Source organism: Paucibacter sp. KCTC 42545 (assembly GCF_001477625.1).
In the GTDB taxonomy this organism is placed as follows: Bacteria; Pseudomonadota; Gammaproteobacteria; order Burkholderiales; family Burkholderiaceae_C; genus Paucibacter_A.
Genome location: NZ_CP013692.1, coordinates 4,943,583 through 4,965,031 on the forward strand (window position 1 = coordinate 4,943,583; position 21,449 = coordinate 4,965,031).

The following is a 21,449-nucleotide window of genomic DNA, read 5'->3' on the forward strand; positions in this document are numbered from 1 at the left end:
CAGCACGCTCCAGCAATAGCTACGAATACTGATTGAAGGAAACGATATGTCGAACACTCAAACCAACGCCGTTGGCAAGATCGTTCAGTGCATTGGCGCGGTGGTGGACGTGGAGTTCCCCCGCAACCAGATGCCGAAGATCTATGACGCGCTGAAGATGGAAGGCTCCACGCTGACGCTGGAAGTCCAGCAACAGCTGGGCGATGGCATCGTGCGTACGATTGCTCTGGGTTCGTCCGACGGCCTGCGCCGCGGCACCCAAGTCTTCAACACCGGCGAGAACATTCAAGTTCCGGTCGGCAAGGCGACTCTGGGCCGCATCATGGACGTGCTGGGCGCGCCCATCGACGAGCGTGGCCCCGTGGCTCAGACGCAAATCGCGTCGATCCACCGTCAAGCTCCTGCTTACGACGAACTCAGCCCCTCGCAAGAGCTGCTGGAAACCGGCATCAAGGTGATTGACTTGATCTGCCCGTTCGCCAAGGGTGGCAAGGTGGGTCTGTTCGGTGGCGCCGGCGTGGGCAAGACCGTGAACATGATGGAACTCATCAACAACATCGCCAAGGCCCACAGCGGTCTGTCGGTGTTCGCGGGTGTGGGCGAGCGTACCCGTGAAGGTAACGACTTCTATCACGAGATGGCCGATTCGGGCGTCGTGAACCTCGAGAAGCTCGAAGACTCCAAGGTCGCCATGGTTTACGGCCAGATGAACGAGCCTCCAGGCAACCGTCTGCGCGTGGCCCTGACCGGTCTGACCATCGCCGAGTCCTTCCGTGACGAAGGCAAGGACGTGCTGTTCTTCGTGGACAACATCTACCGCTACACCTTGGCCGGTACCGAAGTGTCCGCGCTGCTGGGTCGTATGCCTTCCGCCGTGGGTTACCAGCCTACGCTGGCCGAAGAAATGGGCCGCTTGCAAGAGCGGATCACTTCGACCAAGGTCGGTTCGATCACTTCCATCCAGGCCGTTTACGTGCCAGCGGATGACTTGACCGACCCCTCGCCTGCAACGACTTTCGCTCACTTGGACTCCACCGTTGTGTTGTCGCGTGACATCGCTTCGCTGGGTATCTACCCCGCCGTGGACCCGCTGGACTCGACCTCGCGTCAGCTGGACCCGAACGTGGTTGGCGAAGAGCATTACCTGACCGCCCGTGGCGTTCAGCAAGTGCTGCAGCGCTACAAGGAACTGCGCGACATCATCGCGATTCTGGGTATGGACGAGCTGTCGCCTGAAGACAAGCTGGCCGTGAGCCGCGCTCGTAAGATCCAGCGTTTCCTGTCGCAGCCTTTCCACGTGGCCGAAGTGTTCACCGGCTCGCCCGGTAAGTACGTGCCTCTGAAGGAAACCATCCGCGGCTTCAAGATGATTGTTGCTGGCGAATGCGACCACCTGCCTGAGCAGGCCTTCTACATGGTTGGCACGATCGACGAGGCCTTCGAGAAGGCCAAGAAGCTCGGCTAAGTTGCCGCAGTGAGTGCAGCTTGAGCGGATCGGTCGGTGGCAACACCCGCTGATCCCTTCAAAGCCTCACTTGTTCACTCAAAGGAAGATTGAAATGGCAACTATCCATGTGGATGTGGTCTCCGCCGAAGAGCAAATCTTCTCCGGCGAGGCCAAGTTTGTTGCATTGCCGGGTGAGAGCGGTGAGCTGGGCATTCTGCCTAAGCACACGCCCTTCATCACCCGCATCAAGCCCGGTGCTGTGCGCATCGAGAAGGCTGACGGCGGCGAAGAGTTTGTCTTCGTGGCCGGTGGCATTCTGGAAGTGCAACCTGGCCGGGTGACCGTGCTGGCCGACACCGCGATTCGCGGCAAGGACCTGGACGAAGCCAAGGCCATCGAAGCCCGCAAGATCGCGCAAGAAGCCATGAAGAACGCCAAGTCGGACATCGACTTCGCTGCCGCTCAAAGCGAATTCATGGCGATGGCGGCGCAGATCGCTGCTTTGCAGAAGTTCCGCAAGCGTTAATCCAGTTAACGCGCAAGCGCTGCAATGAGACGCCCGCCAACGAGAGTTGGGCGGGCGTTTTTCATCGTGCTGCCAGCTGACTCACATCAGTTCCCTGATCGCCCAATAACCCGTATTTCTCCTCATCCGCCATGTCCACACCGATCGCCATCACCCGCCACCAAGGCCTGGACGCCTTGGAACTGCTCGCCCCTGACGGTGCCCGCGCCACCGTGTTGTTGCATGGCGGCCATGTGCTGTCCTGGGTGCCCGCCGGTGCTACCGAGCAGCTCTACGTTTCGCCCACGTCGGCCTATGTATCCGGCCAGGCCATCCGTGGCGGCGTGCCGGTGATCTTTCCGCAGTTCGGCGATCGCGGCCCCTTGAAGAACCACGGCTTTGCGCGCAGCAAGCCCTGGCAGTTGGTGATGGCCGAGCAGGGCGCTGATGACGCCCTAGCGGTGCTGCGTCTGACCGACGACGCTGCGAGCCGCATGTTCTGGCCCCATGCCTTCGAACTTGAACTGAGCTTGCGTGTCAGCGGCCGGGTGCTGCAGATCGAGCTAGCTTGCGTCAACAAGAACGAGAGCGAAGCCTTTGACTTCACCGCGGCGCTACACAGCTACTTCCGTATCAATGATCTGGATGAATGCAGTGTCCATGGCCTCTCGGGCCTGCACTACTGGGACAAAGTTGACGGCGCGGAGAAGACCCAGCGCGTGGAGTTGCTGCTGCCCTCGGGCGAGTTGGACCGGGTCTATCACCAAGTCAAAGAACCCATGCTGCTGCGCGAGCAAGGCATCAGCACCGAGCGCCGTTTGCAGATCCAGCAGCAAGGTTTTGATGACGCGGTGGTGTGGAACCCGGGCCCCGCAAAGTGCGCCGCGCTGAGCGATATGCCGGACCAGGACTACAAGCAAATGCTGTGCATCGAGGCGGCCACCGTGGAGCACCCGATTCGCCTGCAGGCGGGCGAAGAGTGGATTGGCCGGCAGGACCTGATCTTGCTCTGAGCCGCGCCTCTCAAGCAGCCTCTGCGGGGGTTAAGCTCCACCCTTCAATTGATGCATTGACGATGGAGACGCGGATGGGAACAGGAAAGGCGAAAAGCAAGCTCAAGCCGAGTGCAGCTGTGTCTGAAGCCGCTGAGCCCAAGCGGCTCAGCAAGTCAGACTACCTCGCGCAACTCGAGCCTCTGCATCTCGAGCTCAACAATATGGCGCGCTGGTTGCAAAAGACCGGCAAACGCTTGCTCGTGCTGGTGGAGGGGCGCGATACCGCCGGCAAAGGCGGCGTCATTTCTGCGATCTCCGAAACCTTGAACCCGCGCCAATGCCATACCGTGGCGCTGAGCAAGCCCAGTGACCGTGAGCAGGGCGAGTGGTACTTCCAGCGCTATGTGCCGCATCTGCCGGTGGCGGGTGAGATCGCCCTGTTTGACCGTAGCTGGTACAACCGCGCCGGTGTTGAGACGGTGATGGGCTTTTGCACGCCGGCGCAAACGCAAGCGTTTTTGCAGCAGGCGCCGGCATTTGAAAAGCTCTTGGTCGATGACGGCATCTTGCTGTTCAAGTACTGGTTGACCGTGGACCAGCAGCAGCAGGAAGTCCGCTTTGCGGAGCGTCTGGCCGATCCGCTCAAGCGCTGGAAGCTCTCTCCCATCGACTTGCAAGCCCGCGCCAAGTACAAAGAGTATGGGGAAGCCCGCGAGGCCATGCTCAAGGCCACGCACAGCAAGCATGCGCCCTGGACCTTGGTGGACTTCAACGATCAGCGGCGTGGCCGGCTGACCCTGATCCGCCATTTGCTGGACCACCTGCCCGATGTGTCCTGTGCACCGACCAAGCTGAAGTTCCCGCCTTTGGGTCAGGCGCCGCTAACGGAAGTCTTCAGCGGCAAGCTCAAGCCACTGGCGAACAAGTTCTGAGCTTGGCCGCAAGCGAGGCCTAGCAGCCTGAGACGCAGGCGGGCCTGGCTTGCGGCGGTCAGCAACTCAAACTCAAAGAACCACCACCCGGTCCGGCAACTCATTGCGGTTGACCGTGCCGGGTCGCAAGGGGAAGTGCTCGGTCAGCAGAGCATCGACGGCTGCGACAGCCTCGATCAGCCCGGCCTCACATCCGCCGGCCTTGAGTTGCTCCCGCAGCGCGGCCACCACGCCCAGCCATTCCGCCGCCGTGACATGGGCGTTGAGGCCACGATCGGCCACGATCTCGATCGCCCTGTCGGCGATCTGCAGATAAATCAACACGCCGTTATTGGCATCGGTGTCCCAAACCCGCAGCTTGCCGAACAGGGTGACGGCGCGTTGCCGCGCGGTCAGCCCTTTCCACAAATAGGACAGCGGCAAGCCGCCCTCCACGCAGATGCAGATCTCGCCGCTGTGGTGGCGCTCGCTTTGTTGGACCAGGGTTTGCAGGTTTTCGACCGCGGCTTGCGGCAGCAGGCGTTCCACATCTTTGTGGTCGATCCAGCGGTGTTTGAAAAAGCGTTGCAACTTCATCTCGTTCACCAATCACCGGAGGCACCGCCGCCGCCAAAGTCGCCGCCGCCGCCCGAGGAAAAACCGCCACCGCCGCCGCCCCCACCAAAGCCTCCGCCTCCGCCACCGCCGAAGATGATGGGGCCGCTGCCGCCGCCAAAGCCACCGCCGCCTCCCCCGCGTCGACCCCCGCCGCCGCCCACGCCCATGACGCCGACCAAGACGAGCGCAATCACGCCCGCCAGCCCCGCCACGATCAGGCTGCCCGCCAGCACCCAGCCCAGCGCGCCGGCGGCGCCGCCGGTCAGCAGGCTGCCGAGTTTGCGGCCAAAGATGCCGGTCAACACGGCGCCCAGCACCGGCACGCCAATAAAGATCAGCGCGCCGAGTTCTTCAAAGTTAAAGCCTTGTGAGGAGGCCTTCTTGGCACCAGAGGGTTGGCTGGGCAAGGGCAGGTTCTCGCCGCGTATGCGGGCCAGCAGTTGATCGATACCCAGGTTCAAGCCGCCCGCGTAGTCGCCCTTGCGAAAGGCCGGTGTGATGGCGTTTTGGATGATTTGGCTGGCCGCTAAGTCGGGCACCGCGCCCTCCAGCGCCTTGGCCACCTCGATGCGCACCTTGCGGTCATTCTTGGCCACGACGATCAGCATGCCGTCGCCCACGCCGCGCCGGCCGATCTTCCAGCTGTCACCCACGCGTTGCGCGTAGGCGGCAATGTCTTCCGGCTGGACGCTGGGCACGAGCAAGATCACCAGCTGCGAGCCGGCTGCTTGCTCGAAGGCCGCCAGCTTGGCCTCCAGGGCTGACTGCTGCGCTGCGCTGAGCGTGGCAGTTTGGTCGATGACACGGCCGCTCAGGGCCGGGATGGGCAGAACGTCCTGGGCCCACAAAGCCGGCGCCCAAACCAGGCACAGCAGCAAGGTCCAAAGACTTGCAAGGCGGCGCATCATGGGCGCTGCCTTATTTGGAGGCAGCTGGGGCGGCAGGCTTGGCGGTGTCAAAACTCACCGCCGGCGCGGTGCTGATGGCTGCGGCGTTCTCGACCGTGAAATTGGGCTTGACCTCATAACCCATCACCTTGGCGGTGAGGTTGCTGGGGAAGCTGCGCGCCAGCACGTTGTACTCGGCCACGCTCTTGATGTAGCGATTGCGGGCCACGGTGATGCGGTTCTCGGTACCTTCGAGTTGCACGCGCAGGTCTTGGAAGCCTTGATTGGCCTTGAGGTTGGGGTAGTTCTCGCTCACCACCAGCAAGCGCGACAGTGCGCTCGACACCTCGCCCTGCGCGGCCTGGAACTTCTTCAGCGCCTCGGGGTCCTTGGCCAGCTCGGGCGTGACTTGGATGCTGGTCGCCTTGGCGCGGGCTTCGATCACCTTGGTCAGCGTCTCTTGCTCGAAATTGGCCTCGCCTTTGACGGTGTTGACGATATTTGGGATCAGGTCAGCGCGGCGCTGATACTGGCTCAGCACCTCGGACCAGCTCGCCGTGACGCTTTCGTCCAGCTTCTGGAACTCGTTATAGCCGCAGCCCGACAGGCCCACGGAAGCGGCGAGAACAAAGGCGGCCAGGGACGTGCGTTGGAACATGCGGGTCATGAAAATCCTCCAGAAATTGATCGTGCAACGAGGCGAAGTATCACTCTGCTTTGAGCCATATCGAATGGCAAGGTTCACGAGCAAGGATAATCGCCGCCCATGAGCGCACCATTACAAAACGACACCTTCCTGCGCGCCTGCCTGCGCCAGCCCACTGACTACACGCCCGTCTGGCTGATGCGCCAGGCCGGACGCTATTTGCCCGAGTACCGCGACACGCGTGCCAAGGCCGGCAGCTTCATGGGCCTGGCCACCAATCGCGACTACGCGACCGAGGTCACGTTGCAGCCGCTGGAGCGCTATCCGCTGGATGCCGCGATTCTGTTCAGCGACATCCTCACCGTGCCCGACGCCATGGGCCTGGGTTTGACTTTCGCGCAGGGCGAGGGCCCCAAGTTCGCTAAGGTCGTGCGCGACGAAGCCGCCGTGGCCGAGTTGGCCGTGCCGGACATGAACAAGCTGAAGTATGTGTTCGACGCTGTCTCGTCGATCCGCAAAGCCCTGAACGGCCGCGTGCCCTTGATCGGCTTCTCCGGCAGCCCCTGGACGCTGGCCTGCTATATGGTCGAGGGCGGTGGCTCGGACGATTACCGTCAGGTCAAGAGCCTGATGTACGCACGCCCCGATCTGATGCATCGCATCTTGGCGATCAATGCCGATTCGGTGGCCCAGTACCTCAACGCGCAGATCGAAGCCGGCGCGCAGGCCGTGATGATTTTTGATTCCTGGGGCGGCGTGCTGGCCGACGGCATGTTCCAGCAATTCAGCCTGGAATACTCGCGCCGCGTCTTGGCGCAGGTGAAAACCGAGCATGACGGCAAGCGCATTCCGCGCCTGTTGTTCACCAAGGGCGGCGCCCTGTGGCTGGACGAGCTGGCCGATGCTGGCGCCGATGTGGTGGGCCTGGACTGGACCGCCAATCTGGGCCGCGCCCGCGCTCAGGTGGGCAACCGGGTGGCCTTGCAGGGCAATCTGGACCCCAACGTTTTGTTCGCCCCGCCAGACGCCGTGCGTACCCAGGTGCGCGCCGTGCTGGACAGCTTTGGCAACCCGCGCCGCGCCGACGGCAGCTGGGATGGCCATGTGTTCAACCTGGGCCATGGCATCAGCCAGTTCACGCCCCCTGAACACGTGACAGCCTTGGTGGACGAGGTGCATAGCTACTCACGCAAGCTGCGCGCACTTTGACGGAGCAAGCGCCACGCCAGGGTGTTTTCTGGCGCGGATAAAACGTGAAGTAAGCACTCAGGTTTTGACTTATCCCCAAAACAGGGCAGCTTGCCCACAGGGGGAATCCATGTTGCAGCGCAGCCTATGGTTTTCCCGATTGAATGCTAAGTGCTTGATTTAAAACAGTTTGTAAACTTTCCCCCGAAATTCGTCGTCGACGGCTGGCTTGGGTGACAGAGACAAATTGATACGGTTGCCAGCACTTTTCCCACAAAGTTATCCACAGCTGAATTGGCGCTCAAATCGGCGCCATTCCTGGCCCTTCTAAATCATGCACTTAGCGCGTAAATCTAAGGTTAGGACTAAGAATTTAAGCAGCCATCCGGTTTTGGCCGGGCGCCCGCATGAGTGAGCCGGTGGCTGATGCGTCCGCCGACCAGCCCGCCGCGATGGTGAGGCTGCGGGTGGCGGTGGATACGCCGCAGCACAGTGGCCTGACCGGGCCGCTCGACTATCTGAGCCCTAAAGCCTTGGCGCCGGGCAGCTTGGTGCGCGTGCCGCTGGGGCGGCGTGAGCTGATGGGCATTGTTTGGCCGGGTGAGCCGTCTGGCGACACCGATCCCGCCTTGCTGCGGCCCATTTTGTCGGCCTTGGATGGCTTGCCGCCGCTCAGCGCCGCTTGGTGCCAGTTGGTTGAATTTGCGGCCAGCTATTACCAGCGCAGTGTGGGCGAGGTGGCTTTGTCGGTGCTGCCGCCGCAGCTGCGTGAGCTGGACGGGCAAAAGCTCAAGCTGCGCCTCAAACGCGTGGCCAAGCTGGGGGCCGAGTCCCGGGGTGCGCAAGCAGAGGCGGGCCGTGCGGCCGCGGCCCAGCCGCCCGAACTCAGCCCGGCACAAGCCGAGGTATTGCGTCAGCTGGACGAGATGCTCACCAGCCCGGCCCCCGCGCCGGTCTTGCTCTACGGCATCACCGGCAGCGGCAAGACCGAGGTCTATCTGCGCGCGGCCGAACACGCGCTGCAACAGGGCCGCCAAGTGCTGGTCCTGGTGCCCGAGATCAATCTGACCCCGCAGCTGGAAGCGCGCTTCGCCGAGCGCTTTGCCGACCGAAGCATCGTCTCCCTGCACAGCGGCCTGACGCCGGCGCTGCGCCTGCGCCATTGGCTGGCTGCCCACCTGGGCGAGGCCGAACTGGTCTTGGGCACCCGCCTGGCCGTGTTCGCCTCGATGCCCCGCCTGGGCCTGATCGTGGTGGACGAGGAGCATGACCCCTCCTACAAACAGCAAGACGGCGCGCGTTACTCGGCGCGCGATTTGGCGGTGTATCGCGCGCATCTGGAGAAGCTACCGGTCATCCTCGGCTCGGCCACGCCGTCGCTGGAAAGTTGGCAGCGCGCCAACGAGGGCCGCTACAAGCGCCTGGCCTTGCCCGGCCGGATCGGCGGCGGCGCCTTGCCCAAGGTGCGCTTGTTTGACATGAAGCTCTTGCCGCTCAGCAAGGGCGTGACCACGGCGCTGACGCGGCCGCTGATCGAGGCCTTGCGCAGCCGGCTCGAACGCGGTGAGCAGAGCTTGATCTTTCTGAACCGGCGCGGTTATGCGCCCGTGTTGCACTGTGGTGAGTGCAACTGGAAAAGCGATTGCCCGCACTGCAGTGCCTGGCGCGTTTTCCACAAGGGCGACCGCACACTGCGCTGCCACCATTGCGGCTTCACCGAGCGGGTGCCCAGCGCCTGCCCGACCTGTGGCAATCAAGACATCGCGCCGCTGGGCCGGGGCACCGAGCGCCTGGAAGAGCAGCTGGCCGAAACCTTCCCGGAGGCCCGCGTCGCCCGTATCGACGCCGACTCCACCAAGCACAAAGGCCAGCTAGAAGCCCAGCTGCAGGCCGTGCATGCGGGCGAGGTGGACATCCTGGTCGGCACGCAGATGATCACCAAGGGTCACGACTTCCGCGGCATCACCCTGGTCGCCGCCATCAACCCGGACGGCGCCTTGTTCAGCAGCGACTTCCGCGCGCCCGAGCGCCTGTTCGCGCTCTTGATGCAAGCCGGCGGCCGGGCAGGGCGCGACGCCGCCCAGGCCGCCCGCAGCGAGATGTGGGTGCAGACCTGGCACCCGGAGCATGCGCTGTACAAGGCATTGGCCAAACATGACTTCGAGGCCTTCGCCGCCAGCCAGCTGGCCGAGCGTGAATCCGCCGGCCTGCCGCCCTATGCCCACCTGGCCCTGTTGCGTGCCGAAGGCCGCACGGCGGAGGCTGCCAAGGGCTTTCTCGACGCCGCGGCGGCCTTTGCCCAGCAGATGCCCGAGGCGGCGCAGGTTCTGGTCTACCCCTGCATTCCGATGAGTGTGGCGCGGGTGGCCAATGTGGAGCGCATGCAGATGTTGGTGGAAGCCAGTAACCGCAGCGCCCTGCAACGCCTGCTGTGGCACTGGATGCCCGAGCTGCACGCCCTGAAGCGCGAACACAAAGGTTTGTTGCGCTGGGCGGTGGATGTCGATCCGCTGGCGATCTGAGTCGTCAGCGCCAAAGCGCGCTGGCTGGCTTGGCCGCGCTCAGCGCATCTGTGCCAGCACCTGCCTGAGCTGCTGCCACAGGGGAGCGGCCTTCGTCCAGTCGCCCTGAGCGGCGGCTTGTTCCAGCTGCTTGGCCAGATCATGACCCGCGGTGTCGCCCAGCATTTGCAGCGCTGACTTGAGGCTGTGCGCCAGCAATTGCAGGGCGCCGGCATCAGCGCGCACGCAAGCGAGGTCGCCGCAGGCCAGGTCGGCCGGGAACTGCTTCAAGCAGCTTTGCCGAAAGGCCGTGTACAGGGCTTGGTCGCCTTGAAAGTGTTGGGCCAGCACTTGCGGCGCGGCGCCTGGCGTGGCTTGGCCAAGTGCCAAGGCCTCTTGCACGCAGGCCAGCAAGTCGGCCAGCGAACAGGGTTTGGACAGCAAGCGCCATACATGGGGCTGCTGCAGGCGCGCCCGCACCGCTTCGTTCAGGCCGGCGCTGAAGATCACCAGCTTGGCCTGGCCTTGCAAGGCGGGCTGCTCGCCCAGCACCTGCACCAGCTCGAAGCCGGTGCGCACGGGCATCATCAGGTCGGTCAGGATCAGCGCGGCGGCGTGTTCGGCCAAGCTGGCCAAGGCGGCATCAACGCTGCTGCAGCAATGCAGTTCAATCGGCAGATCTTCCAGCGCCGCGCGCACGAAATGCTGGACGGGGAGGTTGTCCTCCACCAGCAAAACGCGCGGCAAACTCATGAATGGCTGTCGGCCAAGTCAGCAACTGGCACGGCGTCGGCCAAGGCCTCGCGCAGCAGGGGGGGCAAGTCACGCACGAGATTGGGTTTGTGCACCACCGGCACGCCGGTCAGCGCAAAGGCGTAGGGCGCGCGCTGCTCTTCGTCCAGCGAGGTCACCACGATCAGCTTGCTTTGCGCGAACTGCGCTTGCGAGCGCAGGCTGGTGATCAGGGTGGCGCCGTCAATGCCGGGCAACAAGATGTCGACGATCAGCACATCGGGCAGCAATTGCCCGCACATGGCCAGGCCGACGATGCCGTCTTGCGCGATGTGCAAATCAACGCCGGGGAAATGCTGACCCACCAGCAGCGACACCAGGTTCTGAAAGTGCACCGAGTCTTCGATCAGCAGCACGCGCGGCGCCGTGGTCGTCCGTCCGCTGCGGTTGCCCCGTGGGCGCGTCTGCAGGCTGGTGCCCGCGCTGGACTCGGGGCGGCGTTCTGTGCGGGCGTTGCCGTTGGCAATGTTGCTACTGCCGCGGCGCTGGGCGGTCCAGGCTTCCACCGAATTGCGCGAAATGCGTCTGTGCCCGCCCGGCGTCTTCCAGGCCACCAGATCGCCCCGATCGACCATCAGCTGCACCGAGCGCACGGCCAAGCCCAACATGCGGGCGACCTCCATGGTGCTGCAGTCCGGGCTGTCGTTGGCGGCTTGTGCTTTATTGTTGGGCATTGTTCGATTTTGCCGAAATTTCACACGAGCTGGCGCAAAATTGCCCGGCAAATCAGCACCATTGATAAATTCATTGGTGAAAATAGTATTTAGCGGCGCGGCCTGTGCAGACTGGCATCTATTTTGGTGAACCCGCCGAGAAGCCTGCAGCAATTCGGGCGAATGCGCACAAGGGCCGGTTTTTGCGAACGCGAAGTGTCCATGCGCGGGCAATCAGGCTCGGCAGCGGGGATGATGCAAGAAGCGCGGTGCTCGATGTCGGGTCGGCGCGCAAGGTGCTGGATTTTTGCTCTGCCAATTCACCCAAGCCCTGGAGAAACACAAGATGTTGCAAGCAGGAAAGTTGGCCGGTCAGTGGGCTGCGGTGCTGAGCCTGGTGGCGCTGCAAACGCTGCAGCCCGCCGGTGCGCAGGTGGCGCCAGCCACGCAGGGGGCCAAACCCGGCCCGGCCGGCGCTCCCGCGCAAGCAGGATCCCCCGTGCTGGAGCGGGTGCGTAGCAGCGGCGTGCTGCGGGTCTGCATTTGGCCGGACTATTACGGCGTCACCTACCGCGACCCGCGCAATCAGCAATTTGGCGGCATCGACATCGAGTTGTCCGCCGAGTTGGCGCGTGACCTCAAGGTCAAGCTGCAATATGTGGAGTCCTCGTTTGTGCAACTGATTGCCGACGTCACCGGTGAGCGCTGTGACGTCGCCATGTTTGCCATCGGCGTGCTGCCGCAGCGCAAAGAGCACCTGAGTTTCAGCCAGCCCTATTTGCGCAGCGATATCTACGGCGTGGCCAGCCGCACCAGCCGCAGCGTGCGCGAGTGGGCCGACATCGACAAACCCGGCGTGGTGGTGGCCGTGCAGGCCGGCACCTTCATGGAGCCGGTGATGGCCGCCGCGCTGAAGAACGCCCGCATGACGGTGGTCAAGCCGCCCGCCACCCGTGAGCAGGAATTGGAAAGCGGCCGTGTCGATGTTTTCATGACCGACTATCCCTACAGCCGGCGCCTGCTGGAGAACGCGGACTGGGCCAAGCTGATTTCGCCGCCCCAGCCTTTCTACACCTTGCCCTACGCCTATGCCGTCAAGCCGGGTGACGCGGCTTGGCTGGCGCGGGTGGATGAGTTTGTGGCGGCCATCAAGCGCGACGGCCGCTTGGCCGCCGCAGCCAAGCGCCACGGCTTGAGCGCCATCGTGGTGAACTGAGCGCAGCGGCCGCCGACCCTCACATGCCCGCCGCGCCAGCCTTCAGCCGCCGCTTCCTGCTTCGCCGCGCGTCCAACCGCATCGTTTTGGTCTCGGGCGGCTTGCTGGCCGCGGCCTTGGTGCTGACCTTGGTGAGCTTGGCCTGGTACGAGCGGCGCGAAGCCTTGCTCAGCACCTTTGAGCGCAGCGAGTTGCTGGCGCGGGTTTTGTCGGATCACGCCACCGGCAGCGTGGAAACCTCGTCCCTGATGCTGCGCACCTTGGCCGAGACCATTTCCCAGCAATCGCAGGCCGACCCGGGCCGGCTGCAGCCTTTGCTCAGCAACTCTTTGCAAGGTCTGCCCTTTTTGCGCAGTTTGGCGGTGATTGACCCTCAAGGCCGGGTGCTGGCCAGCTCGGTGCATGACGATGTTGGCCATGTGATCGACCTCAAGCGGCTTGGACCCTGGCCGGCGGTGGGGGCCGAGCGCCTGCAAAGCTTGCTGGCTGGCCGCGGCTTGGCCGATTTGCTGCCCGGCCCGGCGCCTGCGCGGGTCACGGTCACCATGCTGCCCCTCTTGCGCCAGGTGCGTACGGCCAATGGCGCCAACCTGCTGCTGGTGGCCCTGATCAACCCCGAGACCCTGGCCACCTACCAACAGCTGACCATGGCGGGCAGCAAAAGCATCGCGGCGCTGATGAGCTACGAGGGCCAGGTGCTGGCCGCCACCGAAACCGTCAGCGTGGAACCCTCGGCACGCCTGCTCACGCATCCGATCTATACCGACTGGCTGCCCAAGCGTGAGCATGGCAGCTATGTGGGCGCCGGCGTGTTGCCGGGCGAACAGGTGGTGGCGTTTCGGGTCTCGCGCAGCCGGCCTTTGCTGGTGTCGGTGGAGCTGGACCTGCCCACCGCCTTGCAAGGCTGGCGCGACAATATGCTGTGGTTGCTGGCCTTCGGTGCCGGCGCGCTGAGTCTGATTGCTGGCGCCTGCGTTATCGCCTTGCGCAGCCTGAGTGTGCGCGAATCGGCCCGCCAGGCTTTGGATGCGGCCCACGAGCAGGTCGCCTGGCGCGAGCGCGAATTGCAGGTCTTGCTCAAAAGCCTGCAGGAGTTGGTGTTCCGCACCGACGCCCAGGGAGCGATCACTTACGTCAATGCCCGCTGGGAAGTGCTCAGCCAGGAGCGCGCCGAGCAGGCCATTGGCCGCCATCTGCAAGAACTGGTGGAGCCCGCGGGTCGGCTGCAGGTGCAAGCCTTGTTCAACCCGGACGATCGCATCGGCATCCGCACCGCCGCCATCACGGTTCGCGCGGCCAGCGGTGAGTTGCTGTACTTTGATGTGGCGGTGATGCCGCTGTTCGGCCCGGTGGCCGGGCGCAATACCTTGATTGGTTTTGCCGGCAGCGCGATTGATGTCACCGACCGCACCAACTCACGCCAGCGCCTGCAGCAGCAACTCGCCTTGACCGGTGTGCTGCTGGAAATGAGCCCCTTGCCGGTGGCCATGTACGACCAACACTTCAACTACCTCAGCCTCAATCAGGCCTGGGAGCAGTTCACCGGCCTGCGCCGCGGCGATGTGATCGGCAAGCCGCTGGGCCGCAGCCTGTTGCCGTCTGACGCGGCCCAGCACCGCGAGCAAGACAGGAAGCTGATGGCGCAAGCCAAGGTTCAGGGCATGGCTCTGGGCGGTCAGCTGCGTTACGAGGCCCAGCTGATGGGCGCCGACGGCCAGCGGCACGATGTGCTGATCACCAAGGTGCTGGTGCCCGATGAAAACGGCGGCGTGCGCGGCACCTTGTGCACGCTGATGGATGTGACCGAGTTCCGCAATGCCGAGCGCGCCACCCGCGAGGCCCGCGATGTGGCGCAGGAAACCTCGCGCGCCAAGTCAGAGTTCGTGGCCAATATGAGCCATGAGCTGCGCACGCCGCTGCAGTCCATCCTTGGCTTTTCGGAGCTGGGATTGAAGAAGGCGCGCGAGCATGCCTCGCTGGTGGAGATGTTCGGGGAAATCCATGCCTCGGGCGAGCGCATGCTGGCGCTGGTGAATGATTTGCTGGACGTGGCCAAGATCGAAAGCGCCGTGGGCATTTTTGAGCTTGAGCGCACCGACTTGCGCGGCCTGGTGCAACAAGTGCTGCGCGAGCTGCGGCCCTTGCTGGATCAGCGCCATTTGAAGCTGAGCCTGCAGCTGCCCGACCAGCCCCTGGCCGCCCAGGTGGATGCGGTGCGCTTCTCGCAGGTGCTGCGCAATGTGCTGGCGAATGCGATCAAGTTCTCGCCGCAGGGCGGGCAGCTGCGGCTCAGCGCCGAGCGCAGCGCCAACGGCGAAGCCCATCTCAGCGTGGCCGACCAAGGCCCGGGCATCCCCGAGGCCGAACTGGAAAAGATCTTCGAGGCCTTTGTCCAGTCCAGTCAAACCAAGGACGGCGCCGGGGGCACCGGCCTGGGCCTGGCGATCTGCCGCAAGATCCTGGAGGTGCATGGCGGCCGCATCTACGCCGAAAACGGCGCGGGCGGTGGCGCCTTGCTGCACATCGTGCTGCCGCCGCGCTCCTCACCGGACTCGCAGATGGGCAGCTTCTGATTGGATCTCCGCGATTTCAGTTGTCGCCGCGCGGGTCACCCAAATAGCGCTTGAGCCAGTTGCTCATTTCCCACTGCACATGGCCCACCGATTCGCGCGCCGTGTAGCCGTGCGATTCGAAGGGTAGGGACACATAACGCACCGTGCCGCCGGTGCCGGCCAGTGCTTGGTAGAGGCGTTCTGACTGCAGCGGGAAGGTGCCGGAGTTGTTGTCCGCCTCACCGTGAATCAGCAGCAGCGGCTCGCGGATCTGGTTGGCCACCAGGAAGGGCGACAGCTTCAGATAAACATCGCGCGCCTCCCACAGTGAGCGGCGCTCGCTCTGGAAGCCAAACGGCGTCAGTGTGCGGTTATAGGCGCCGCTGCGGGCAATGCCGGTCTTGAACAGCGAGGTGTGCGCCAGCAGGTTCGCCGTCATGAAGGCGCCGTAGCTGTGGCCACCCACCGCCATGCGCTTGGGGTCCACCACGCCCAGCTCCTCGGCCTTGTCGATGATGGCGCGGGCATTCATGGTGATCTGCTCCACAAAGCTGTCATTCACCGTCTTGGGATCGCCGACAACCGGCATGGTGGCGTCGCTGAGCACCACAAAGCCGTCCATCGCCAACATCAAGGGGCTCAGCGGCGCGAAGCTGGCAAAGCGGTTGCTGGAGCCGCCCACCTGGCTGGCGGTGCTGGCATCGGTGTATTCCAGCGGATAAGCCCAGACCAGCGCCGGGCGGCGTTCACCCTGCTTGTAATCGGGCGGCAGATAGAGCCAGAAGCTCAGCTCCACCCCATCGGCGCGCTTGAAGCTGACCAACTCGCGGCGGATCTGGCGCAGCTGCGGGCTGGGGTCTTTGTTGCGGCTCAGGGCCCGGGCCTGGCTCAGGCCGGTGCCTTGGCGCAGGAAGAGATTGGGCGGCTCGGTTTCGGTTTCGCGCTGGGTAATCAGGCGCCCGCGGTCCAGCAGCAGCACGGCTTGCTCGTAGGCGTCTTCATCGGACTGGAACAGCCGCTGCGTACTCAGGTCCTGCAGCGAGAGGCGGTCCAGGAAGGGCCGCTCACCCTTGGGGCCAGCGCCCGGCCCGGCCAGTAGCAAAGCGCCCTGGTCGCTGATCACGGCATTGCGGCCATTGGCCAGCATATGGGTTTGCGGCGTGCCGGGGTGGCGATAGCGCTCGCGCAGAGCGTGTTCGAACAAGGTCTTGCCCGGCCCGCCCGCCAAGGGCTGCAAGCTGGTGCGCAGCCAGGACTTCTGGCGGTCAAACTCGGTCAGCAGGGCGTGTTCGCCGTCGTCCAGAAAGCTCAGGCGCGTCAGGCGCTGGGGCAGTTGCGCCACCACCTGTGGCTTGCCCGAATATGGCGGGTCCAGGCGCATTAGGCGGTCGCGCAGCGCGGCAGCCTGGTTGGGGTTGCCGCCGTCCAGTGCTTCGACCCAGAAGATCGCCGCATCTTTGCCGGGCGAGGCCTGGAAGCCGCGCGGCCCCGGCAGCACGCCTTCCAGCACCACGCCTTGCTTGAGCGGCAGGCGGGCCAACTCGCGCAGCGGCTGGCCGTCTCGGCGGCGCAGCTCAACGCTGCGGGCAAAGTCCTGCCAGGGCAGGGTGTAGCTGAAAGGGCGCAGCAGGCGTTCACTCAGAATGACTTGGGCCGCGCCCTCGCCGGTCACGGCCAGGCTGCTGAACAGGCCGGGCTCGGCCAGCGGGCGGGTGGCGCCGGTCAGCAGATTGACATGGGTGATCTGGCTGCGGCCGTGATAGGCCAGCAAGGCCTCGTCATGGGCGTTTCTCAGCAGGTCTTGATAAGTGCGCTCGGGCGAGTTGCGGCCCAGGCTTTCCTGAATCACCGGCCCGGCGGGCGCGGCCGGCAAGCTGGGCGGGGCGCCGCGCGGCTTGGGCAGGGCCAGCACCAGCAATTCGGTAGGGCTGAGCCAGACCGGCTCGGTGCCGCCCAGCACCAAATTGAGCTGGAGTTTGGGGATGGGGTGGATCTCGCCCGTGCGGGCATCGCCCACCCACAGCTCGCTGGCCGTGGCGGTGCGGCGGCTCAGGATGAAACGCTGGCCGTCCGGCGCCCAGTGGAAGGCGTGAAAGGCCTGGAACTTGCCTTCGCTCGGCAAGGCCACCGGCCGCTCCGGCGCTTGCGGGTCCAGCAGCGCCCGCAGGCGCAGGTTCTGAATCACCGGCTGGGCTTGCGGGCAGGCGCAGCCCGGGTCAATGCGCAGGCCGGCCAGGCGCAGCACCGGCCGAGCCAGCTCTTCCAGATTGTTCAGGCGGCGCAGTTGCACGCTGGCCAGGGTTTGCTGGTCGGGCGAAATGATGGATCGCGGCAGATTGGGCGCGTCCAGCAGGGCGCGCACCGGGGCCGAGGGCTGCTGGTAGCTCAGGGCCAGGGCTTTGGCATTGTTGCCATTCGCCGTGCTATTGCCAGCGGCCAGGGCGGCGCTGGGCAGGGCCAGGCTCAGCAAAGCGGCCGAGGCGAAGAGCAGGGCGGTGGGCTGGCGTCGGTGGGGCCGAGGAGGCTTTTGCATGGTTTGTCTTCAGATTTAGGGACGATTGCCCCAAGCTAGGGGCCTCAATTTCGGCCCAAAAGCTGGGATGATGCCAGTTCGCGCCGGGACCGGCGCGGCTGCGGCACTGCGCTGACGACTCCCCCCTGTGTGAGTGGCAGCGGCCCGCTGGCTCCCCCAGATGCGGGGATGCAGTGCCCGGCTTGGCTATTCGAGCAACCTAACATCAGCGAAAACCCGTCATGCGCATGCCTGAACTCGCCCTTCCACCGCCTGCCGCGCCAGCTTTGCTGGGCGTTGGCGCGGCGCTGGGCGTGTGGCGGGTGCGTCAGGCCTTGGCGGCGGCCCGCGAGGCGGCTGCAGCCTCGGCCGGCCCCGTGGCGCAATGGTATGAAGCCAGCCACGCCCTGGCCAAAGACAAACAAGCCACCGTGCTGCTGCTGCCGCGCAGTGAGCGCGCGATGGGCCTGATGCTGCGTTTTGGCGACTTGGCGGCTGACTTTGAGCAGCTCGGCCAGCCCATGATTGCCGTGCCCACCGACAGTGGTGTCACGCCGCAAGGCCAGCCTTATCTGGTGTTTGAACAAGTGCAAGGCGGCCAGCCGCTGCTACAGGCCGCAGCCGCCATGCCGCTGCGTGCCCGCATCGAGTTGCTGCTGAGTTTTTGCGAAGCCTTGCGCGCTTTGCACACCCAGGGCTGGCTGTGGGCCGAAATCGACCCCGCCATGCTGTGGCTGGACCGCCGCCAGCAGCTCAAGCTGATGGCGCTGGGCCTGCTGCGCATGGCCGACCCGAGCGACCCTTTTGAGCATGTGATGGCGCTTAGCTCGGCCCCGGGCTATGCCAGCCCCGAGGTGGCCGCCGGCCATCCGCCCAGCTTGGCGAGCGAGGTGTTTGGCGTTGGCCAACTGCTGGCCGCTTGCTTGGATGAGGCCAGCCTGGCCAGCTTGAGCCCCAAGGATCGCTTCAGCCTGGAGGCATTGATTCGCAAAGCGCATGCCAAGCAGGTCGATTTCCGCTACGGCTGCGTCGAGGCCTTGGCCGATGATTTGCGCGCCTGGCTGGCGGGTGACGGCCATTCCGCTCTGCGCTTCCAGCCCATGCCTTCGCAGCGGGCGCCGCAAGCCCAAGCCTTGGTCAGCGACGCTGCCGCTTCAGCCTGGGGCGGAGCCAAATCCAAGCGCGGTCGTTCCCTCTGGCTGGCGGCCGGCGGCGTGGCCCTGAGCCTGACGCTGGCGGGCTGGCTGGGGCGTGATGCCGTTCCTTCGGCCTGGGCGCAACGGCTGGCGGGTGGTGTGCGGCCAAGCCCAAGCCAGAGTTCGAGCCAAAGCGCCAATGCCAAGCCCAGCTTGCTCAGCGAGAGCGGCGGTGCAGCAGACAAGGCCCCTGCCGACGCCAGCACAGCCACCGCCGCTACGCCTGCGGCCACTAATTCCGTTCTGACGAACCAGCCCGAGCCCACGCCCGGGCTGGCCAATGCGGCGCCCAAACCGCAAGCACAACCGCTTTTGCGGCCGCGCACCACGCCCGCACCGGCCAGCAAACTGGCGCCGCTTCCAGCCAGCGACTCAGACGCCAAGCAAGCCGCCAATCAAGCTGCCAATACCGGCCGGCCCGACTTGCTGATGAGCGGCGCGGTCACCGAGGCCACGCCCGTGGCACCGGGCAACGCCCAGGTCGAGCTTGCGCCGCCCGGCGGGCTGCGTCCCTGAGCGGGGCGATCTGAATCAAGCCCTTCGGTCCGCCAGCCGCCGCCCGGCTGGCTATGATTCGCGCCCCAGCCCGAGAAAGCCATGGCCGAAAACACCCTGAATCCTGCCCAATTGGCGGCCGTCCACCATCTGGACGGCCCTTGCCTGGTCATTGCCGGCGCCGGTTCTGGCAAGACCCGGGTCATCACGCAAAAAATTGCGCGCTTGCTGCAAGCCGGCTACCAATCCAAGCAGATCGCCGCCATCACCTTCACCAACAAGGCCTCGCAGGAAATGCGCGAGCGTGCCAAGCACCTGATTGGCGCGCGGGCGGCCAAGGATCTGGTGATTTCCACCTTCCACAGCCTGGGCGTGCGCATCTTGCGCCAGGAGGGCACGCTGGTTGGCTTGAAGGAGCAGTTCTCCATCCTCGACAGCGACGATGTGCTGGGCTTGCTACGCGATGCCGGCGGCACGGTGGACGCCAACCAAGCCAAATCCTGGCAGTGGACCATCTCGCTGTGGAAGAACCAGGGCCTCACGCCCAAGCAGGCGATGATGATCGCCAAGGACGATAACGAACGCGCCGCTGCCGCTGTGATGGAGCGTTATCAAGAACGCCTGGCCGCCTACCAGGCGGTGGACTTTGACGATTTGATCAGCCTGCCCCTGCGCCTGCTGGAGTCCAATCCCGAAGCGCGCGGCCGCTGGCAAGACCAGCTGCGCTATGTGCTGGTGGACGAATACCAAGACACCAATGCGGTGCAGTACGACCTGCTCAAGCAGCTGGTGGGCAAGCGCGCCATGTTCACCGCCGTGGGTGATGACGACCAGAGCATTTACGGCTGGCGCGGCGCCACGATTGAAAACCTCAAGCGCCTGCCGGTGGACTTCCCCCAGCTCAAGGTGATTCCGCTGGAGCAGAACTACCGCTCCACTGGCGCCATCCTGCGTGCGGCCAACAACGTCATCGCCATCAACCCCAAGCTGTTCCAGAAAACGCTGTGGAGCGACTTCGGCGACGGCGACCCGGTCAAGCTGATCGAAGCCGATGGTGAGGAACATGAGGCCGAACGCGCCGTCAGCCTGATCCAGGCCTTGATGGCCGATGGCAAGGCCAAGGAGTTCAAGCAGTTCGCCATCCTCTACCGCGCCAACCACCAGGCCCGCATCTTCGAGCAAGCCCTGCGCCGCGCCGAGATTCCCTACAAGGTCTCCGGCGGCCAGAGCTTCTTCGACAAGAGCGAGATCAAGGACTTGTGCGCCTGGCTGCGCCTGCTGGTCAATCAGGACGATGACCCGGCCTTTCTGCGCGCCATCACCACGCCCAAGCGCGGCATTGGCCACCAGACCCTGGGCGCACTGAGCCAGTTCTCCGGGCGCTGGAAGTGCAGCATGTTCGAGTCCCTGTTCGCCGAAAGCCTGGCCACCGTGATGACCACGCGGGCCTTGGGCTCACTGCACGAGTTTGGCCGCTACATCACCGATCTCGAATTCAAGGCCAAGACCACCAGCGGCAATAAAGAGGCCAAGGCCTTGCTGCTGGAATGGCTCAAAGACATCGGCTACGAGCAACACCTCTACGACAACGAAGAGAACGAGAAGGTGGCCGCCGCCCGTTGGAACAATGTGCTGGACTTTGTCGACTGGGTGGCCAAGCGCTGCGGCGGCGAAATCACCCAAGACAGCGGCAGCCAGTTTGAAAGCGAAAAGCAAACCGTGCTGCAGGTGGCGCAGACCATCAGCGTGATTCTGTCCATGGCCGAGCGCGGCGATGAGCAAGACCAAGTCACCCTGACCACCTTGCACGCCTCCAAAGGCCTGGAGTGGCCGCATGTCTTCTTGGCCAGCGTCAACGAAGGCCTGCTGCCCTTCAAGGCCGACGACGAAGAGATGACCGCCCAGCGCCTGGAGGAAGAGCGCCGGCTGATGTATGTGGGCATCACCCGCGCCCGCACCACCTTGGCCGTCAGCACCCTGCGTCGGCGCAAGAAGAGCCGCGAATTGGTGATGGGCATCCCCAGCCGCTTCATCACCGAGATGCGCCTGAACGAGAACGAGGTCAAGGAAGACCCGCGCGAAAAACTCAAGCGCTTGCGCGAGACCTTTGCCGCCAAGGGCGCGGCTTCGACCGCGGCACAGGCGGCGGAAGGCAAGAAGGCTTGAGTCGGGTTTTGGGCAGGTGAATCGCCCCGGGGCGATTCACCGCCGCCGACAATTTGAGGCGCATTTGGAGGCGGGTCTACCTACGCTAGCGCGCTTCCGTAGTAAAGAGCTTGAGCCGCGGTTTTCGCTGCCCTGAACCGAAAACTAGTGCCCCGTCAAGATTTGGCGT

Annotated in this window: 16 protein-coding genes; 10 read left to right on the top strand and 6 right to left on the bottom strand. The window is 64.6% G+C overall.

Features of this window, described 5'->3' with window-relative positions; all coding sequences use genetic code 11:
• Window positions 1-46 precede the first annotated feature (46 nt).
• The 4 genes from atpD to ppk2 all read left to right on the top strand — a co-directional run bounded on the left by atpD (window position 47) and on the right by ppk2 (window position 3,879).
• Window positions 47-1,465 (top strand): F0F1 ATP synthase subunit beta, encoded by a 1,419-nt coding sequence (gene atpD / locus AT984_RS21180; RefSeq protein WP_058721797.1) that lies wholly within the window; start codon window positions 47-49, stop codon window positions 1,463-1,465.
• 94 nt (window positions 1,466-1,559) lie between these two features.
• Window positions 1,560-1,973, top strand: a complete 414-nt coding sequence (locus AT984_RS21185) for a F0F1 ATP synthase subunit epsilon (RefSeq protein ID WP_058721798.1) — start codon at window positions 1,560-1,562, stop codon at window positions 1,971-1,973.
• A gap of 131 nt (window positions 1,974-2,104) precedes the next feature.
• The gene (locus tag AT984_RS21190; RefSeq protein ID WP_058721799.1) at window positions 2,105-2,965 is read left to right on the top strand and encodes a D-hexose-6-phosphate mutarotase; all 861 of its coding nucleotides are present in this window, start codon (window positions 2,105-2,107) and stop codon (window positions 2,963-2,965) included.
• Between the two features lie 119 nt (window positions 2,966-3,084).
• Window positions 3,085-3,879: a polyphosphate kinase 2 gene (gene ppk2 / locus AT984_RS21195; protein ID WP_058722518.1), complete on the top strand. Its 795-nt coding sequence runs from the start codon at window positions 3,085-3,087 to the stop codon at window positions 3,877-3,879.
• Between the two features lie 72 nt (window positions 3,880-3,951).
• On the opposite strand, the gene AT984_RS21200 is transcribed toward ppk2, so the two are convergent.
• From AT984_RS21200 to AT984_RS21210, 3 genes are read right to left on the bottom strand one after another with little or no spacing between them, the layout of a single operon-like run.
• Window positions 3,952-4,455: a TPM domain-containing protein gene (locus AT984_RS21200; RefSeq protein ID WP_058722519.1), complete on the bottom strand. Its 504-nt coding sequence runs from the start codon at window positions 4,453-4,455 to the stop codon at window positions 3,952-3,954.
• Between the two features lie 5 nt (window positions 4,456-4,460).
• On the bottom strand, window positions 4,461-5,381 hold the full coding sequence (locus tag AT984_RS21205) for a TPM domain-containing protein (RefSeq protein ID WP_058722520.1): 921 nt from the start codon (window positions 5,379-5,381) through the stop codon (window positions 4,461-4,463).
• Between the two features lie 13 nt (window positions 5,382-5,394).
• Window positions 5,395-6,030, bottom strand: coding sequence for a LemA family protein (locus tag AT984_RS21210; protein WP_156422163.1), 636 nt, complete (start codon window positions 6,028-6,030; stop codon window positions 5,395-5,397).
• Window positions 6,031-6,129: 99 nt separating this feature from the next.
• Between AT984_RS21210 and hemE the strand changes: the two genes are divergently transcribed.
• Together hemE and AT984_RS21220 are read left to right on the top strand one after the other, a co-directional pair.
• Entirely contained in the window at window positions 6,130-7,218 is a 1,089-nt protein-coding gene (gene hemE / locus AT984_RS21215) for a uroporphyrinogen decarboxylase (RefSeq protein WP_058721801.1), read from the top strand.
• Window positions 7,219-7,604: 386 nt separating this feature from the next.
• Window positions 7,605-9,719, top strand: coding sequence for a primosomal protein N' (locus tag AT984_RS21220; protein ID WP_231741483.1), 2,115 nt, complete (start codon window positions 7,605-7,607; stop codon window positions 9,717-9,719).
• A 39-nt stretch (window positions 9,720-9,758) separates the two neighbouring features.
• On the opposite strand, the gene AT984_RS21225 is transcribed toward AT984_RS21220, so the two are convergent.
• Both AT984_RS21225 and AT984_RS21230 read right to left on the bottom strand, forming a co-directional pair.
• Complete coding sequence (locus AT984_RS21225; RefSeq protein WP_058721802.1) at window positions 9,759-10,451, bottom strand: Hpt domain-containing response regulator; 693 nt, start codon at window positions 10,449-10,451, stop codon at window positions 9,759-9,761.
• Entirely contained in the window at window positions 10,448-11,164 is a 717-nt protein-coding gene (locus tag AT984_RS21230) for a response regulator (RefSeq protein ID WP_058721803.1), read from the bottom strand. The genes AT984_RS21225 and AT984_RS21230 overlap by 4 nt, the downstream gene beginning before the upstream one ends.
• A gap of 325 nt (window positions 11,165-11,489) precedes the next feature.
• Between AT984_RS21230 and AT984_RS21235 the strand changes: the two genes are divergently transcribed.
• Together AT984_RS21235 and AT984_RS21240 are read left to right on the top strand one after the other, a co-directional pair.
• Entirely contained in the window at window positions 11,490-12,359 is an 870-nt protein-coding gene (locus AT984_RS21235; RefSeq protein ID WP_082680245.1) for an ABC transporter substrate-binding protein, read from the top strand.
• A 23-nt stretch (window positions 12,360-12,382) separates the two neighbouring features.
• Window positions 12,383-14,932: an ATP-binding protein gene (locus tag AT984_RS21240; RefSeq protein WP_058721804.1), complete on the top strand. Its 2,550-nt coding sequence runs from the start codon at window positions 12,383-12,385 to the stop codon at window positions 14,930-14,932.
• Between the two features lie 16 nt (window positions 14,933-14,948).
• On the opposite strand, the gene AT984_RS21245 is transcribed toward AT984_RS21240, so the two are convergent.
• Entirely contained in the window at window positions 14,949-17,444 is a 2,496-nt protein-coding gene (locus AT984_RS21245) for an alpha/beta hydrolase family protein (protein ID WP_058721805.1), read from the bottom strand.
• Between the two features lie 221 nt (window positions 17,445-17,665).
• On the opposite strand from AT984_RS21245, the gene AT984_RS21250 reads away from it, so the two are divergent.
• The gene (locus tag AT984_RS21250; protein WP_082680246.1) at window positions 17,666-19,135 is read left to right on the top strand and encodes a serine/threonine protein kinase; all 1,470 of its coding nucleotides are present in this window, start codon (window positions 17,666-17,668) and stop codon (window positions 19,133-19,135) included.
• Window positions 19,136-19,216: 81 nt separating this feature from the next.
• Window positions 19,217-21,280 (top strand): ATP-dependent helicase, encoded by a 2,064-nt coding sequence (locus AT984_RS21255; protein WP_058721807.1) that lies wholly within the window; start codon window positions 19,217-19,219, stop codon window positions 21,278-21,280.
• The last annotated feature ends 169 nt before the right edge of the window (window positions 21,281-21,449 follow it).